This window comes from Epilithonimonas lactis (assembly GCF_900110605.1).
In the GTDB taxonomy this organism is placed as follows: Bacteria; Bacteroidota; Bacteroidia; order Flavobacteriales; family Weeksellaceae; genus Epilithonimonas; species Epilithonimonas lactis.
Genome location: NZ_FOFI01000003.1, coordinates 460,616 through 478,196, shown reverse-complemented (window position 1 = coordinate 478,196; position 17,581 = coordinate 460,616). Strand labels below are relative to the sequence as shown.

Annotated in this window: 14 protein-coding genes; 4 read left to right on the top strand and 10 right to left on the bottom strand. The window is 40.8% G+C overall.

Going from position 1 to position 17,581, the window contains the following annotated elements:
- Positions 1-61 precede the first annotated feature (61 nt).
- The 3 genes from BMW39_RS11805 (at position 62) to BMW39_RS11795 (ending at position 2,787) form a co-directional block, all read left to right on the top strand.
- On the top strand, positions 62-502 hold the full coding sequence (locus BMW39_RS11805) for a low molecular weight protein-tyrosine-phosphatase (RefSeq protein ID WP_034975652.1): 441 nt from the start codon (positions 62-64) through the stop codon (positions 500-502).
- Positions 503-541: 39 nt separating this feature from the next.
- Complete coding sequence (locus BMW39_RS11800) at positions 542-1,819, top strand: dicarboxylate/amino acid:cation symporter (RefSeq protein ID WP_034975649.1); 1,278 nt, start codon at positions 542-544, stop codon at positions 1,817-1,819.
- 269 nt (positions 1,820-2,088) lie between these two features.
- Positions 2,089-2,787 carry an SAM-dependent methyltransferase gene (locus tag BMW39_RS11795; RefSeq protein ID WP_034975647.1) on the top strand — a complete coding sequence of 233 codons (699 nt, stop codon included), beginning with the start codon at positions 2,089-2,091 and terminating at the stop codon, positions 2,785-2,787.
- 3 nt (positions 2,788-2,790) lie between these two features.
- On the opposite strand, the gene fabF is transcribed toward BMW39_RS11795, so the two are convergent.
- The 8 genes from fabF to BMW39_RS11755 all read right to left on the bottom strand — a co-directional run bounded on the left by fabF (position 2,791) and on the right by BMW39_RS11755 (position 13,270).
- Positions 2,791-4,026 carry a beta-ketoacyl-ACP synthase II gene (gene fabF, locus BMW39_RS11790; RefSeq protein WP_034975645.1) on the bottom strand — a complete coding sequence of 412 codons (1,236 nt, stop codon included), beginning with the start codon at positions 4,024-4,026 and terminating at the stop codon, positions 2,791-2,793.
- 324 nt (positions 4,027-4,350) lie between these two features.
- Complete coding sequence (locus BMW39_RS11785) at positions 4,351-5,109, bottom strand: SDR family oxidoreductase (RefSeq protein ID WP_034975642.1); 759 nt, start codon at positions 5,107-5,109, stop codon at positions 4,351-4,353.
- 10 nt (positions 5,110-5,119) lie between these two features.
- Positions 5,120-6,121: an NADP-dependent oxidoreductase gene (locus BMW39_RS11780; RefSeq protein ID WP_034975640.1), complete on the bottom strand. Its 1,002-nt coding sequence runs from the start codon at positions 6,119-6,121 to the stop codon at positions 5,120-5,122.
- Positions 6,122-6,167: 46 nt separating this feature from the next.
- Positions 6,168-6,761 carry a TetR/AcrR family transcriptional regulator gene (locus BMW39_RS11775; protein WP_034975638.1) on the bottom strand — a complete coding sequence of 198 codons (594 nt, stop codon included), beginning with the start codon at positions 6,759-6,761 and terminating at the stop codon, positions 6,168-6,170.
- 184 nt (positions 6,762-6,945) lie between these two features.
- Positions 6,946-8,391 (bottom strand): TolC family protein, encoded by a 1,446-nt coding sequence (locus BMW39_RS11770; RefSeq protein WP_034976171.1) that lies wholly within the window; start codon positions 8,389-8,391, stop codon positions 6,946-6,948.
- Positions 8,369-11,563, bottom strand: a complete 3,195-nt coding sequence (locus BMW39_RS11765) for an efflux RND transporter permease subunit (protein WP_034975636.1) — start codon at positions 11,561-11,563, stop codon at positions 8,369-8,371. Before BMW39_RS11765 ends, BMW39_RS11770 begins: the two co-directional genes overlap by 23 nt.
- Before the next feature lie 94 nt (positions 11,564-11,657).
- Positions 11,658-12,740, bottom strand: coding sequence for an efflux RND transporter periplasmic adaptor subunit (locus tag BMW39_RS11760; protein WP_034975634.1), 1,083 nt, complete (start codon positions 12,738-12,740; stop codon positions 11,658-11,660).
- Positions 12,741-12,892: 152 nt separating this feature from the next.
- A complete protein-coding gene (locus tag BMW39_RS11755; RefSeq protein WP_051879918.1) occupies positions 12,893-13,270 on the bottom strand; it encodes a hypothetical protein in 378 nt (125 codons plus the stop codon).
- A 141-nt stretch (positions 13,271-13,411) separates the two neighbouring features.
- On the opposite strand from BMW39_RS11755, the gene BMW39_RS11750 reads away from it, so the two are divergent.
- Positions 13,412-14,023, top strand: a complete 612-nt coding sequence (locus BMW39_RS11750; protein ID WP_034975631.1) for a 4'-phosphopantetheinyl transferase family protein — start codon at positions 13,412-13,414, stop codon at positions 14,021-14,023.
- Here BMW39_RS11750 and BMW39_RS11745 read toward each other — a convergent pair.
- Positions 13,999-16,254 carry an FUSC family protein gene (locus tag BMW39_RS11745; protein ID WP_034975628.1) on the bottom strand — a complete coding sequence of 752 codons (2,256 nt, stop codon included), beginning with the start codon at positions 16,252-16,254 and terminating at the stop codon, positions 13,999-14,001. The genes BMW39_RS11750 and BMW39_RS11745 overlap by 25 nt on opposite strands.
- A 155-nt stretch (positions 16,255-16,409) precedes the next feature.
- Positions 16,410-17,540, bottom strand: a complete 1,131-nt coding sequence (porV, locus tag BMW39_RS11740) for a type IX secretion system outer membrane channel protein PorV (RefSeq protein ID WP_034975625.1) — start codon at positions 17,538-17,540, stop codon at positions 16,410-16,412.
- Between the last annotated feature and the right edge of the window lie 41 nt (positions 17,541-17,581).

Sequence of the window (17,581 nt, the reverse complement as noted above, 5' to 3'; positions counted from 1 at the left end):
TTTATTTTTAAATTTAAAGTCATTTTACTTTTTACAATACACATTTTACAGTTTTATTATTATGAAGATTTTAATGGTTTGCCTCGGAAACATTTGTAGAAGTCCTTTGGCAGAAGGGATTTTGAAACATAAATTAGGAGACGATTATTTTGTAGACAGCGCCGGAACTATCAATTACCACGAAGGAAGCCAGCCAGACGAACGCTCCATCAGAACTGCAACCAAAAATGGAATCGATATATCTACCCAAAAATCCAGACCAATCACAAAATCAGATTTTGATAAATTCGATTTGATCTTTTGTATGGACAAAAACAATTACAAAGACGTTCTGAAACTCGCAGACGATTCTCAGAAACATAAGGTCAGATTGATCTTGGATAATGAGCTCGAAGTTCCAGATCCATATTTCGGAGGAATCGACGGTTTTGATAAAGTTTACAATATGCTCGACGAATCTTGCGAAATAATTGCCGAAAAGATCAAGAACAATAGCATATAACTCGCAAACAATTCTAAATTTGTAAGACAACATTTTCTTATGAATTTTGACATTGAACAAAAACCGCTAAAGCCCAAAAGATTCTATCAGCATCTCTATATTCAGGTTTTGATTGCCATTATTTTCGGCGTTTTACTCGGTTATTTTTATCCAGATGTAGGCGAGAAAATGAAACCTTTGGGCGACGGCTTCATCAAGTTGGTAAAGATGATCATCGCGCCCGTGATCTTCCTCACCGTTTCCACAGGAATTGCCGGAATGAGCGACCTCAAGAAAGTCGGACGAGTTGCGGGAAAGGCTTTCATCTACTTTTTTACATTTTCCACGTTAGCGTTGATCATCGGTTTGATTGTCAGTAATGTCGTTCAACCTGGAAAAGGACTCAACATCGATCCAAGTACTTTGAACAGTGCAGAGATTGATCAATATGTCAAAGCCGCGCACCACAACTCGATGGTGAATTTCATCTTCAACATCATTCCCGAAACATTGTTCAGTCCTTTGACGGGCGACAATATTCTGCAGGTTTTGTTGGTCGCGATTTTATTCGGAGTCGCATTGGCGATCACTTCCGAGAAAAGTTATCCTATTTACGATTTCCTTCAAACCATGACAATCCCGATTTTCAAAATAGTTGAAATTCTGATGAAACTCGCGCCCATTGGTGCTTTCGGTGCAATGGCTTTCACGATTGGGAAATATGGTCTGGAATCGCTCAAAAATCTGGCGATGCTCGTCGGCACATTCTACGCCACTTCCGCTTTATTCGTAATTTTGGTTTTAGGAAGTGTCGCTTGGTACAACGGTTTCAATATTTTCAAATTCCTAAGATATTTGAAGGACGAAATCCTCTTGGTTCTCGGCACAAGTTCATCAGAACCAGCACTTCCAGGATTGATGAAAAAACTCGAAAATGCTGGTTGCGAAAAAGGCGTTGTCGGCCTGGTGGTTCCCACTGGCTACTCCTTCAACCTCGACGGCACCAATATTTATATGACTTTGTCAGCGCTTTTCATCGCCCAGGCTTGCAACATCGATCTGAGTTTGGAACATCAGCTCGGTTTGCTTTTGGTCGCGATGTTGAGTTCCAAAGGTGCGGCGGGCGTTTCTGGCGCGGGATTTATCACGTTGGCAGCCACTTTGGCGGTAGTTCCCGAAGTTCCGATTGCGGGAATGACCTTGATTCTCGGCATCGACAAATTTATGTCCGAATGTCGCGCATTGACCAATGTCATTGGAAATGCCGTTGCAACAGTCGTGGTTTCCAATTGGGAAAATCGCCTCGACAAAGACCGATTGAAAGATGTTTTGAATTGAAGTTTTAATGAAAAATTTTTGGGCAGCTTTATCCGCCTTCCACTCCCGCTATTTTTTGCCAAAGCTTTACCAGCACCAAAAAATGAGCTCCGTTCAAGTCGGGCTGCAGATCCAACATAGATCAAGTGTCAACATTAAAATGTAATTTTGTCATTCCATAGGAAACCAAATGAAGTGGTTCGACCAATTCAATCTAAACCCTTGAGATTTCTACGGAATAAGAAATATTCGTAAATACATTTTACATTATACTTTTTACAACAAAAAATATGCTTTACCTTCTACCAGCTTACCTTTCCGAGAATTCTCCAATCGATTATTTCGCCCCAACGATCAAAGACATCATTATGAATGTCGACCATTATTTTGTGGAAAATGAAAAAACGGCAAGAAAAGTCATTAAGTTTTTCGCTCCGGAGAAAAAACAACCAGAACTCAAATTATTTCTCCTTGACAAATATTCCGAAACGGCGGATCTGAAAGAAGCGCAAAAACTGATGAAAGAAGGCGTGGATTTCGGATTGTTGTCAGAAGCTGGTTTGCCTTGCATTGGCGATCCGGGAAATATCATCGTCGGTTGGTCTCATAAGAATAACGTAAAGGTCATTCCAGTCAACGGACCAAGTTCCTTCGTTTTGGCTTTGATTGCAAGCGGATTTAATGGACAGCAATTTTCATTCAATGGTTATTTGGCAATCGAGAAAGATAAGAAGAAAAAGGAAATTCAACAGTTGGAAAGTTTGGTCGAGAAAACGGGATTCACGCAAATCTTTATGGAAACGCCTTACCGAAACAATCCTCTTTTCGAAGACTTGACCAAGTTCCTGAATCCCAATACAAAACTCTGCGTCGCTGCGAATATCAATGATCCGGAAAACGAATTCATCCAAACCAAGACCATCAACGATTGGAAAAAACAAAAACCGGAACTTCATAAAATTCCGGCTGTCTTTCTGATTGGTAAATAAGGTCTAAATCTTCCTAAAAATCACCGTGGAGTTGTGTCCTCCAAAACCGAAAGCATTGCTCATCGCGATATTGATTTCCTTTTGCTTCGGCTCAGTCACGATATTGATGCCTTCCGGAATATTCTCATCAAGATTTGAAATATTGATGGTCGGCGGAATGATGCTGTTTTGAATCGCTTTGATACATAAGATGGCTTCAACCGCGCCAGCTGCTCCCAACAAATGGCCTGTCATAGATTTGGTGGCGCTGATGTTCAGGTTCGAACTTCCTTTGAAAACTTTGGTAACGGCGTTCAGTTCCGCCAAGTCACCAAGTGGTGTAGAAGTAGCGTGTGGATTCAGATAATCAACTTGGTCGGAAGTGATGTTGGCGTCTTCAAGAGCCAATTCCATAGATTTTGCTGCTCCGATTCCTTCCGGATGTGGCGCGGTCATATGATACGCGTCGGCGGTCATTGCAGCACCAATCAGTTCTGCATAGATTTTTGCACCTCTTGCTTTGGCGTGTTCATATTCCTCGAGAATCAATGCGCCTGCGCCTTCTCCCATTATGAAACCGTCACGTTCTACATCATAAGGTCGGCTTGCTGCCTTTGGGTCTTCATTTCTGGTCGACATTGCTTTCATTGATGAAAATCCGCCGACAGAAGCTTGCGTGATCGGAGCTTCCGAACCACCGCTAACGATGACTTTTGCTTTTCCCCAACGGATGTAATTGAAAGCATCCATAAACGCTGTATTTGCAGTAGCACAAGCGGAAACTGTTGTGTAATTGATTCCGCGAAGTCCATATTTCATCGATATCATTCCAGAAGCCATATTGGCAATCAGTTTCGGGACAAAGAACGGACTGAATCTGGGTGTTCCATTGCCTGTAGCAAAGGCGACCACATCATCTTCAAAGGTTTGCATTCCGCCTTGTCCTGTTCCCCAAATCACACCAATATCAAAAGGGTCGATTGTTGCAAGGTCCAAACCGGAATCTTCCATTGCTTCGGCTGCGGCATAGATGCCGAACTGTGTGAAAAGGTCGCTTCGTTTGATTTCGTTTCTGTCCAGATATTTTTCGGGCGTGAAGTTTTTGACCTCCGCAGCGAACTGAACTTTGAATTTTTCCGGATTGAAGTGCGTGATGGTTGCAGCGCCACTTTCTCCAGCCAAACTGTTTTTCCAAAAGGTTTCGACGTCATTTCCCAAAGGTGTTACGGCTCCCATTCCGGTGATTACAACTCGTTTCATTTATCTGATTTTTAAATTTTAAATATTTTGTCGGCAGATTAACTTAGAGAAAAGAATATTCTCAGGTTTCTGCCATTATTTCTGTTCCTGAACTATTATGTAAGGAATAAGAATCCGCAAATTTAGGCATTTGATTTTCTAATTTCAGTTTTTAAATTGATTGGATGTTCCTTGTGAAAGGTAATTCCCAATTTTTTTGACAAAACTTGTTCTATACTTCAATCTGCAGCCCGACTTGAACGGAGCTCATTTTTTGGTGCTGGTAAAAGCTTTGGCAAAAATAGCGGGAGTGGAAGGCGGAAAAGCTGCCCAAATTACAATGATTTACAAAACTTCCTGGATTCTGGTTTGATTCATCACTTTGAAAGCCTCTGCTGGAGCGGCTAATGATAGTTGGTAGATGTCTTCGGTCTGCCCGACGCGGATTTCGAAGTTGTCAGTTTCCAGAGCTGTAATCAATTCTTCGGCAACCATAGTGGGAGATATTCCTGTTTTTCCGCCAATTGGTGCAGAAAACTCGGTGTCGACCAATGGCGGTACGAGTTCGAAAACTTTGATGGATGTGTCTTTTTCCAATGCAAAACGCAACGCCTGGGTGTAAGAATGGAGTGCGGCCTTGCTCGCGGAATAGGTTGCCAAACCGCTCGGAACGTAGGCTGTGATGGAGGAAACGTTGACAATCGCAGCGTTGTCCTGAGTTTTCAATAATGGTAAAAGTTTCTCGTTGAGACGGATGACGGAGAGATAATTGGTCAGCATTTCGGCTTCTGCTTTTTCGAATCCGCCGGCGTTTTCTGCTGTGATGTCAAACACAAAAGCCTGTCCAGCGTTGTTGATGACGATATTGAGTTGGGGAAATTCCTGCTTGATTTGAGTGACCAATTTTTCGACATCGTCTGCTTTTGAAGCGTCTGAAACGATGGTTTTGACGTTTGTAAGTCTGGACGCCGCTTGGTGGAGGCGTTCTTCATTTCTTCCGGTGATGATGACATTGTTTCCTTTTTCGCTAAGTAATTTTGCGATTTCGAAACCGATTCCTGCGCTTCCGCCGGTGATGAGGATGGTGTTGTTGCTTGTGTTCATAATGGATTTGTTATTTTATTTTGATGACGACTTTTCCTTTTGCTCGTCCGCTTTCCACGTAATTCATTGCGTCATTGGTCTGTTCGAAAGGAAATATTTTGTCGATGGTTGGTTTGATGATTCCGGATTCTGTGAGTTTTGAGATTTCTGTGAGTTGCTTTCCATTGGCTTGCATAAAGAGGAATGCGTAATCTACGTTTTGCTTTTTCGCTAGTTTTTTGGTTTTGAAACTCAATAGGAACATCACCGTTCTAAAAAGGAAATTCAGTCCGATTGTCTTTGCAAAATCTACATCCGGCGGCCCTGAGATGGAAATGACCTTTCCGCCAGGTTTCAATATTCTAATGGACTTTTCCAATGTTTTCTGGTCTTGGCTGTTGAGAACCAAATCGTAATCTTTCAGGATATTTTCGAAGTCCTGAGTTTTATAATCGATGACCAAATCTGCTCCCAATTGTTTCACGAATTCAATATTTTTCTCACTGGTTGTGGTCGCTACGAAGGCACCCAAATGTTTCGCCAGCTGAATCGCAAAAGTCCCAACGCCACCTGAGCCAGCTTGGATAAAGACTTTCTGACCTTTCCTAAGATTTGCTTTTTCAATGAACGCCTGCCAAACCGTCAAGCCAACGAGTGGAATAGAAGCGGCTTCTTCCATCGAAATGTTCTTTGGTTTTGGAGCCACAAAATCTTCATCTATCGCGATGTATTCTGCAAATGCGCCAATTTGGAAGTCGGGAACACGGGAGAAAACTTCGTCGCCGATTTTTAGGTTTTTGACTTTTGAACCCACTTCGATGACGATTCCTGCAACGTCGTGTCCAAGAATCAAAGGTAATTTGTAAGGCAACATCATTTTAAATTCGCCACTTTTGAGTTTGCTGTCGAGTTGATTGACACTTGCTGAGTGAATCTCTACCAGAACCTGGTTTACTTTGATGCTTGGTTTGGGAACTTCGGTAAGTTCCAATTTGTCTGTCTTGCTGTAATTTTTTGTGATAAATGCTTTCATAATTTGGTTTTAAAATACCAATCGGTATATTTTGTGATAAAAAATTTTATTTGATTAATTCGGTGTCGATGATTTTGATGATTCTGTCTAGCGCCTGATATAGGTGGTTTGGACTGTTGGTCGTTTTTGAAAGCAGAATGCCACCTTCTATCAACATTATGAACAAATAAGCATATTCTGAAGCGTTGATAGAATTTATAATTTCGTTTTTGGTTTTTCCATCTTCTAGAATTCCAGTGATTTTGGTGGACCAATTTACAAAACTCGTGGCGACCTCGGTCTTCAAAAAAGGCATTGTATCGTCAGATTCTATCGCTGTATTCATCATTGGGCAACCGCCGCGGGAAAAATTATGCTCCCAGGAATTTCTGTAATAATCCAAAAATGCGATGAGCTTTTCACGCGTCGTCATTGTCGCACTCAATTGATTTTCTATAGCAGACGACAGGCGTTTTGCATTGTAGCGGAAAACTTCTTTGGCCACTTCATCTTTGTTCACAAAGTTTCCGTAGATGCTTCCTTTCGTCAATCCCGTTTTTTCGGAAATATCGGCCAGAGACGTTCCAGCATAACCTTTCTTGTTGAAAAGTTCTGCTGTACTTTCGATGATGAACTGTCTGGTTTTCTCTGCTTTTGACATTTTGAAGTTGAATTGACTTTGCAAATATATATAATTTTAAATACCAATCGGTATATTTTATTTGTTATTTTTAATTGATAAAAAAATGCTCCCGGAAAATTCCGAAAGCATTTCAAGTAAAAAATAGTGTAATTTAGATGTTAGACTCAAAGCTAGATGCAATTAGCAAATAGCCATCAGCGGTTTACTTCCAGCCGCCACCCAAGCTTTTGTAAATATTGACAACTGAACTCAATTGTCTTTCTTTAGCTTCGATGAGTTCCATTTTGGCGTCCAACGCGTCACGTTGATTCATCAAAACCTCGAGATAATCGGCTCGGGAATTTCGGAACAATTGGTTCGCAATGCCGATTCCGTCATCCAACGCTTTTGATTCCTGCGCTTTCAATTCATAGTATTTATCAAGGTTTTTGATTTTCGACATTTGATTGGCCACATCGATGTAAGCACTCAAAATGGTTTTGTCATATTCATACAAAGCCTGGATTTGTTTAGCATCCGCGGTTTTGAATCTGGATTGAATCGCCGTTTTGTTAATAAGCGGACCAGCCAATTCGCCAACCAAGTTGAATGCAATAGATTCCGGCAACTTCGCCAAATAGGTCGGATTGAAAGCTTCCAGACCAAGTGTCGCATTGATTTCCAGACTCGGATAAAATTCTTTTCTCGCTGCATCCACGTCCAGTTTTGCCGCTTCCAATTCCAGCTCGGCTTGCTTGATATCGGGACGATTGGCCAACAACTGGGACGGAATTCCCGTGTAAACCGTTTGCGGAACGATGGACATAAAACTTTCCTTCGTTCTTACAATTTGTTGCGGATAACGGCCCAATAAAGCATTGATTGAATTTTCCTTTTCTGTGATTTGTTGTTTGAGGTCGTATTCGGTCGCGCTGGATTTTGCCAACTCAGCCTCGAATTTCTTCACGGCCAATTCGGTTGCTGCCATCGCTTGCTTTTGAATTTTCGCCACGTCCAATGCTTTTTTCTGCAATTCCATATATTGATGAATGATATCGAGCTGATTATCAAGCGACAATAACTCATAATAATTGTCAGCCACCTCGGAAATCAAACTTGACAGCACGAAATTCTTGCCTTCAACGGTTGAAAGATAATGCGCAACAGCCGCTTTTTTCTCAGTTCTGAGTTTGCCCCAAATATCGACTTCCCAATTCGCCATCAATCCACCTTCGAAGTTTCCTAATGGCTCCGGCATTTCTCTTCCAGGTTCTATTTCGGTCGTCGCGTCGCCGGCACCTTCAGAAGTGTATCTTCCGGCTTTGCTTACGCCAGCGCCTAATTTTGCGGCAAGCGTTGGACTCAGTTTTCCGTTTTTGTACATCACGTCGCTTTTTGCGATTTCTATTTCCTGCAATGTGATCATCAATTCCTGATTGTTTTTCAGAGCTTCATCAATTAGATTGACGAGATTCGAATCTGTGAAAAACTGTTTCCAAGGTGTTATCCCGGAATTGTTTTCGGCTATATCTTGGTCATCAAAATTCTGAGGAATCGTTTTTTTCACCTGATCCTGAATTTTGGTTGCCATCGGTGCTTTGCATCCAATTAACATTAATGAAATAAATGCAGTGGCGATTATATTTTTATTGGTCTTCAAATTTTCCATCGTGTTGGTAAGGTTCGGTTTGTTCTGTTAAAGGATTTTCTTCTTCGTAATAGGTCAGTTTGGACTTCGCAGCAATGTTGGCGAAAATGTAGTATAATCCTGGGATGATCATCAATCCGAAAATAGTTCCGATCAACATTCCGCCAGCTGCAGCTGTTCCAATCGTTCTGTTTCCAACGGCGCCAGGTCCAGTTGCCAAAGCCAAAGGAATCAATCCGGCAATGAATGCGAATGATGTCATCAAAATCGGACGGAATCTCAAAGATGCTCCCTGCAACGCGGCTTCTTTGGTCGAAAGTCCTTCTTCCGCTTTCTTCTGAACCGCAAATTCTACGATCAAAACGGCGTTCTTTCCAAGTAATCCAATGAGCATCACCATCGCAACTTGTGCGTAGATATTGTTCTCCAATCCGAAAAGACTTAAGCATAAAAATGCGCCGAAAATCCCCGTTGGCAACGACAAAATGATTGGCAAAGGCAAAATGAAACTCTCGTATTGTGCGGAAAGGATCAGATAAACAAATCCCAGACAAACTAAGAAAATATAGATCGCTTCATTCCCTCTGGAAACTTCATCTTTGGAAATTCCCGCCCAATCGATACCGAAACCTCTTGGCAACGTTTTGTCCGCCACTTCCTGGATAGCTTTGATTGCATCTCCAGAACTGTAGCCTGGCGCTGGCGTTCCGCTGACCTCGGAAGAGTTGTACATATTATGTCTCGTGATCTCTGACAGTCCATAAACTTTTTCCAGATGCATAAAATCGGAGTAGGGAACCATCTCGTCTTTGTCGTTTTTCACATAGAGTTTCAGGATGTCTGTTGGCATTGCGCGATATTCCGGACTTGCTTGGACGATCACTTTGTAAGGTCTGTCGAATCGGATAAAACTTGTTTCGTAATTGGAACCGATCAAAGTTGATAGATTGTCCATTGCTTTTTCAATCGTTACGCCTTTTTGTTCGGCCAGATCATTGTCGATTTTCAACATATATTGAGGGAAACTCGCGGAGTAGAAACTGAATGCAGAACCTAGTTCCGGACGTTTTTTCAATTCCTTGACAAAATCGTTGCTTACTTCTTCCATTTTGTGATAATCACCACTTCCGGCTTTGTCCAAAAGTCTCAGTTCAAAACCACCTGCAGCACCATAACCTGGGATTGACGGCGGTTGGAAGAACTCGATATTTGCTCCGGGAATTTCTTTTGCTTTTTGTTCCAATTGCTCGATGATCTCGGTAGAAGATTCTTTTCTCTCGTCCCAACTTTTCAAATTGATCAGACACGTTCCGGAGTTGGATCCAGTTCCTTCGGTCAAGATCTCATAACCAGCCAAAGATGAAACAGACGAAACCCCATCAATATCTTCGGAAGCTTTCTGCAATTGCAATGCGATCTGATTGGTTCTTTCGAGCGTGAATCCAGGAGGCGTTTGGATGATGGCATAGATCATTCCCTGATCTTCACTTGGGATAAATCCTGTTGGTAATTTGTTACTCAAAAAGAAAGTTCCGATGCAGAAAAGAACGAGTAGTGGAAGTGTCACCATTTTTCGGGTCACCACTTTATTAAGCAAACCGTGATATTTGGTTGCTCCAACAGTAAAGATGTTATTAAAACCATCCAAAAATCTGGTGATCGGCGTTTTCTTTTTCTCTTTGCCGTGGTTGTTTTTGAGGATCAAAGCACATAAAGCTGGTGTTAAAGTTAAAGCCACAACGCCTGATAAAATGATTGAGGAAACCATTGTAATGGAAAATTGGCGATAGAAAACCCCAACCGGACCAGACATAAATGCTACCGGAATGAACACCGAAGCCATTACCAAAGTGATTGCAATAATTGCCCCGCTGATCTCGTGCATGGCTTCTTCCGTTGCCTTGAGCGGCGAGAGATGCTTTTCTTCCATCTTGGCGTGGACGGCTTCTATGACGACAATTGCATCATCGACCACGATTCCAATTGCCATTACCAAGGCAAATAGTGAAATTAAATTTAATGTGATTCCGAAAGCGGACATAATGGCGAATGTTCCTACCAATGAAACCGGAACCGCAATCGTCGGTATTAACGTAGAACGCCAATCTCCCAAGAATAGGAAAACCACGATTGCCACTAGAATAAACGCTTCAAATAAAGTGTGAATTACCTTTTCGATGGATGCGTCCAAGAAGCGGGAAACGTCATAACTGATCTCATAATGCATTCCTTTTGGGAAGCTTGTTTTCTGAAGATCCGCCATTAATGATTTGACATTTTTGATAACATCGCTTGCGTTAGAACCGTAAGATTGCTTCAATGTAATTGCTGCAGAAGGTTTTCCGTTTAGAGTAGAGTAGATATCATACATCGATGAGCCAAATTCTACATCAGCTACATCTTTCAGCCTTACAAATTCGCCATCGGTTTTGGCTTTCAGGATGATGTTCCCATAATCTTTCTCATTGTTGAAACGGCCTGGATATTTCAGGATATATTCAAATGACTGAGAGCGTTTTCCGGAACTTTCACCTGTTTTTCCGGGCGATGCTTCCAAACTTTGCGCATTCAAAGCTTCCATCACCTCGTCAGCCGAAATGTCGTAGGCTGTCATTCGATCAGGTTTCAGCCAAATACGCATCGCATATTCTCTGGTTCCCAGGATATCGGCATTACCAACACCATTCACCCTTCTGAGTTCGGACATCACATTGATATCGGCATAATTGAACAGGAATTTCTGATCAGCTTTTGGGTCGTCACTGTAAAGGTTGATGTATATTAGCATATTCGGTTCCTCACGGGTGATCTTCACACCTTCACGCACGACCAATGGCGGAAGCTTATTGACAACCGATGAAACACGATTCTGAACATTGACTGCTGCAACATTCGGGTCGGTTCCCAGATCGAACACGACCTGGATGGAAGCCTCGCCATCGTTACCTGCATCGGAAGTCATATATTTCATTCCGGGAACGCCATTGAGTCCACGTTCCAGAGGAATAACGACGGATTTGATGAGCAATTCGTTGTTGGCTCCAGGATATTCTGCCGTGATGTTGACTTTCGGCGGTGAGATCGATGGAAACTGGGTAACAGGCAATTTTACCAAAGATAAAATCCCTAAAAATACGATGATCAAAGAGATCACGATAGACAGAACTGGTCTGCGAATGAATTTCTTAAACATAAAAAATTATTTTTTTAGACAATAGATGATAGACGAAAAAGATTTTAGACCAGGAGTCGGAATCATTTATCAATCATCATTTATCATTTTTATCTTAGTTTGCCTGTAATTTCAGAGAGTTCAAGACTTTCTTTGGATCTTGGAATTTGGTTTCCACTTTCTGGTCGTCCTTCACTTTTTGGACACCTTCCAACAGGAACTTATCGTTTTCATTAAGACCTTCGGAGATCACATAAAGATCTGGAAGATTGTAAGCCACCTTCACGTTTTTGGAACTTACTTTTCCGTTCTTATCCACCACGAAAACATAGATCTGATCTTGAATTTCGTAGGTTGCTTTTTGTGGAATGATGAGCGCATTCTTCAACGGCATTGTCATCTGTACCTTTCCCGTTTCGCCATTTCTCAATAACTGATTTGGATTTGGGAATTTGGCTCGGAAAGCGATGTTTCCAGTTTCATTATCAAATTCACCTTCAATGGTTTGGATGATACCTTTGTCTGGGAACGCTTCGCCATTGGCCATTAGCAGGGAAACTTGGTTGTTGCCACGTTCAGCAGAGTGTGTTTGGTAATTGATATATTCTGGCTCCGAAACATTGAAATAAGCGTAGATCCCACCGTTGTCGGAAAGGCTTGTGAGTAAATCACCTTCATCTACAAGACTTCCTAATTTGAGTGGAAGACGGTTGATGATCCCGGAAAATGGCGCTCTGATGGTGGTGAATGATAGGTGCGTCTGAGCAAGATTCAATTCAGCTTTTGCAGCATCCAGTTTTGCTTTCGCCATTCTTTTTTCGTTGATGGAAACGACATTGCTGTTGGCTAGCGTGCTGGAATTCTGTAACTCGATCTCGGCCTGTGCCACTTCTGCTTTAGCCTTTAAAACATCAGCCTGATAAAGTTGAGGCATAATTTTGAACAAGACTTGTCCGGCCTGTACGTGCTGACCTTCATCCACATATATTTTTTCCAGAAAGCCTTTTTCCTGGGCTCTGATTTCGATGTTCTTTTCCGATCTGATCTGGGAAACGAATTCTTTGGTGATGACCGTATCCATTTTTACCGCTGTGGTAGTTGGATACACGACCTTTTCTTCTTTTTCTTCTTTTTTGTCTTTACAGCTAAAGATAATCAGCAAGGCGCTGAGAGCAACAGAAAATGTGACTCTTTTCATTTTTGATAAGTTTTATTTTTTTAATTGAATGTTGAATCAATGATCATAAGACCATCAAATTCAGTGAAATGTTGAATACGGGAAATCTCAAAGACAACAAGGAATGTTACCACTTTGGAATAAGGGTAATAAGGTCTTTGAAAACGTGATGTTTAAATACGGATAGAACGCAGCAGAATGAACCTTCTTATCGAATAGATAATTGTTTCCGGCTCGTGGAATTTCTGTTTATTACGTTTGAAATACAGATGTAAAAGGTAACCTAGGCCAAAAACAGTTAGAACAGCAATGGCATTGAAGGCATTTGAAAGACCAAGATCAAATTCTTCCGGAGAATCCAAAGAATCATTGATCTGCTGCAAAGAGGTTCTCTCCAAAGAATGAGTGGAGCGATGCTTTTTTGCAAATGAAAAAAATTGAGATGAGATATTCTGACTTCCGAAATCTGGCTGGAAATCAAGAGATTGCTTGTTCTCTACCGTAAACAGTAGAAAAATGCACATCAGTAAATATATAATACCATTTCTCATTTTGATACTGCAAATTTACTTGCTTAATTGTTAACAACATCTTAAATATAAAAATTTAAGGAATTTTTAAGTTGAGCGCATTGTTGGTTTATTTTTGGTGATCATTTTGTTTTTATTAAATTAGCAAAACAATAATTTCCAATGCCACTTTACAAAGATCTTTCCGACGATGTTGCCACCATTCTCATTTGGGAATTTGATAAGGATGAAGAGTTGGACCCTGAGATCTTGCTGGAACCAGAAAATCAAAACAAGATCCTGAACTATCATCCGAACAAGATCGCTGAGGTTCTGATGGTGAGAAAAATGCTGAAATCTGTGCTTCCCAATCACAAGATCCTTTACAAAGAAGATGGCGAACCTTACCTTTTCCCCAATGATCTTCAGATCTCTGTGAGTCATTCTTTTCCGCTGGCAGGTTTGGCGATCTCAAAAAACAAGATCGGTATCGATATCGAAAAGCGAAAAGAGAAGATCAAAAATATCCGACACAAATTTATCCTTCACGAAAATAATTTCATCGATGACGCAGAGGAAGTGGATTTCCTGACGGCAATCTGGTGCGTGAAAGAAGCGCTTTACAAGATCCATCACAGCAAACATTGGTCTTTGAAAAAGCATTACGATGTATTGCCGTTCAATCTAAAAGAAGAACTGTCTGTAAAATGCAGAGTTTATGATGATCAGAATGAAGATTTCTTCAAAGCAAGAATCAATTTCTTTGATAATTACTGTTTCGCAGTTGTGGATTGATAGATGCGATATTCCTCGATGATCTTTCTTTGGTCTTTCGCAACGTCGTAAATCAGTGCCAAAAGTTCTCTGATGTTCTTGATCTCGGTCAAATGGCTGACAGTAAACGTTCGCTCATTTGAAATCGCTTGGTTTTCCAATTCCGCTTTTCGTTTTTCCAATAGGTCAAAAACCTGATCTTCCGGCTTGATGTGACTTTCCGTTCTCGTCTGTTCATCCAGATCTTGCTGGAAGAGTAGGGAAGAAGTGCGCAACAACTCTGCAGAGATCTTGATCTTCCAATTTTGAAAATCGATTTCCGGAAACTCATGGCCAGACTTTGCATATTGCGATAATGATGCGGTGTAAGCGGTAATCAAATGCGTTGTTGTGACGAACTGGTGGACCGTTTCCAATTTTCTTTGCTGATTTTTTGGATCTGATATCATCCTTTGAAAGTTGTCGGAGAGATTCGCCAGATCGATGATCGCATTTTTTCTGCTTATCCTGAAATCCTGATCATGCAGTTCTTTTTTCATAAAATGATCCATGATCAATCGGAAATAATCGAGATTGCTTTTGGACGATTTTTTCATCAGATCCAAATTCTGCGTATGCTCCCAAACTGGCAAGATAAAGTAGGCTACCAGAAAAGTCACTGCACCACCAATTAAAGTATCCAGAATTCTATCTTTAAAAATAACATTCACGTTTCCAGGTCTTAAGAAATTGAAAGACAAGAAAATGTAGATTGTCATAAATAAAACTGCCCAGAAATATTTTGACTTCAATAAACTGAAACACAAGATCATACTTAATAAAAGAATGACCAAAATAGCGCCTGGATCTTTGACAAAATATAAAATAATATAAGCAATCACTCCGCCGGCAATGGTTCCAAACAATCGGAGAAGATTCCTGTGTTTGGTGGTGGAATAAGCGGGTTTAAGAATCGCAATAATTGTTATCAAAATCCAATACGAATGCCCAATTCCAAGGATCTCAAATCTTGAGACGATGTAACCGATCAATAACGCAATCGTCACTCTTATTGCGTGACGGAAATGTCCAGAATTAAGTGAGAAATTAGAAAATAGAACTTTCAAATTCATCTTTTCCTCTTTCGGTAAAAACTTAGAATAATCCAATCCGGAAGATAAACTTTTGGCGAGTTTTTTATCTTGAGAATGTACCGTCATAATGGTTTTCACCTCATCTGTGATCTCTGTGATTCTCATCAAAACCTGACGCATCATCATGAAATCTTCCAAGGTTTCTGATGAAAATCTTTGTGATCTATGGTCGAAGAAATCGTCGTAGATCTTCTTCAGCTCATTATCAAAATTAGTAATTTGTCTAAATGTCAAACCGCTTTGAAGTGAAATTCCTAGGTTGGTGATCTCATCTGCCATCGCCAAAAGATAATCATGGATCTTGTGAAACAGCGTTGTGTCTCCAAAAACCTGCGTCATCCTTTTGTAGTCGTTTTCGGAAGTCAAGAGCTTATCAAACAGATCGAAGGAATTGAGGAACATCAACATTAGAATTCTACTTTGCGTAGTAGATTCGTTCACAATCTGTCTGGTTTTGAAAACAATCTCTCGCGTGTCTTCCTGATGGTTTTTGATCTTGATCTGTTGAGTGATCAGTTGATTCAATAACTCGTTGAAATCAGGATTTTTCGTGTAATATTTAGCTTTAATTCTAAGATAATCTGCTAATTCCAGGTAATTTTCCCCTACGACCTGACTTGCCAACTTGTAAGGCTGGAGCTTGGAGACAATCATAAAAATCACAAAAAACCACACGCATCCCAGGAAAAAGATGAAGGTGCTTTTGAGAATGTCCTCACCAGTCAAATGTCCATCAATAAAGATACTCAGAACTACAAGCGCAATGGATCCGAAGGTGGCGAGTCTCAGACCGTAAACGCCGATCATCGAAAAGAAAAATCCGAAAATGATGATCTCCAGATACACGGCAATCGGAAACTCCTTCACCAAACTTGCTAAAAGTGCAATGAGAAAGAAAGAAAAAATGGAAAGTATTAATGTATTTCTTCTACGTATAAATGGACCTTGCTGATCCGTCAATCCTACAAAACTGGTTCCGAGCGGGAAGAGAAAGTATTCCTTAAGCAAACCAAACTGCGCCAAGATAATGCTTGGAATCACTATTGCCAAAGCGATCCTTGCTCCGGAATAGATGTATTGGCTGGTGAGAAATTTTTTGAGTTCGGAACTGTAGTTCATATTTGCAAATTTACAGAAAGTATCAGGGAAATTGTACCATGTAAAAAGTACAATATATTAAGTTTGATGAAAATTTTAAAATAATTAATAAAAAAAATGCCAAAGCAAAAAGCTCTGGCAAAATTTATTTGAAAGGATTATAAGATCAATTTTGATTAATAATCCTGTGCGTTATAAGTTTCGCTACCGATGTTCCACGTCAAGCCAAATCTCAAGGTATTATCCAAAGCAGAGTTGATCTTGGAAGTATTGATCAGGTAAGAAAGATCCAACCCAAAAGAAGCATATTTGAAACCAACACCAACAGTTGCGTATTGTCTAGCTCCTTGCTCTGGCGCTTCTGTGAAATAACCAGCTCTCAAGGCGAAAGTCTCGTCATAAGAATATTCTGCTGCTCCACTGAACATGATACTTTTTTTGTTTCCAAAAGATTTACCGATTCCTTCGATCACACCAACATTTGGTACATCGCCTGTCGTCTCATCTGGTCCAGGAACCAAAATTTTGGAAGCCTCACCACTTAAACTAAAACGGTTTTGGTCATCGATCAATAGGTCATAACCTAGACCTAATCTTGCCATTGTAGGAAGGTAAGATCTGGATTCCTCATCACCTGTGTAATCCAATCTTGGACCTAAGTTTTGTACAGCCCAACCAGCTTTCACTCTACCTTCGTAGCCACTGATGCTCTCGTGTTTTGGAGACATATAGTAACCGGAAACATCTACTGCAAAAGTATTAGCAGGCTTCAAAGTACTGTTGGAGTTGAAACCACCACCAATGTCCGATCTGATGAATCTACCAGTCACGGCCATGGAGTAGTTGTCTGTCAATTTCAAACCATAAGCAACGTCGATGGAGAATTCATTCGGTTTTGCAGTACCACCTTGGATCACCTCGTTCCCTACGAAATCTGTCAAATCCACGTCTCCCATATTGAAGTAGTAGATACTGGCACTCAAAGTAGAACGCTCATCATCTCCCAAGAAAGTGTAGTAAGAACCGTAAAGTAAGAAGACATCACTCGTCAATTTACTCATGTAAGGTGTATAATTGACCCCAAATCCAGAAGACACCTTCGCGAAAGGATATTTCGCAGCGTTCCAGAATTGAGAGAAAACATCTGTAGATGTCACCACACCCTGATCTCCCATACCACCTGATCTAGCATCTGGAGAGATCCTCAGGAACGGAGCACCGGTAAGCACCGGCTGAATGTTTTGAGAAAAAGCAAGGGCACTTGCGCCAATGCCTAATCCTAAAAATAATCTTTTTGTTAAATTCATTTTTGTTCTTTTAAGGTAAAGTTTACCGATATATTATGTGC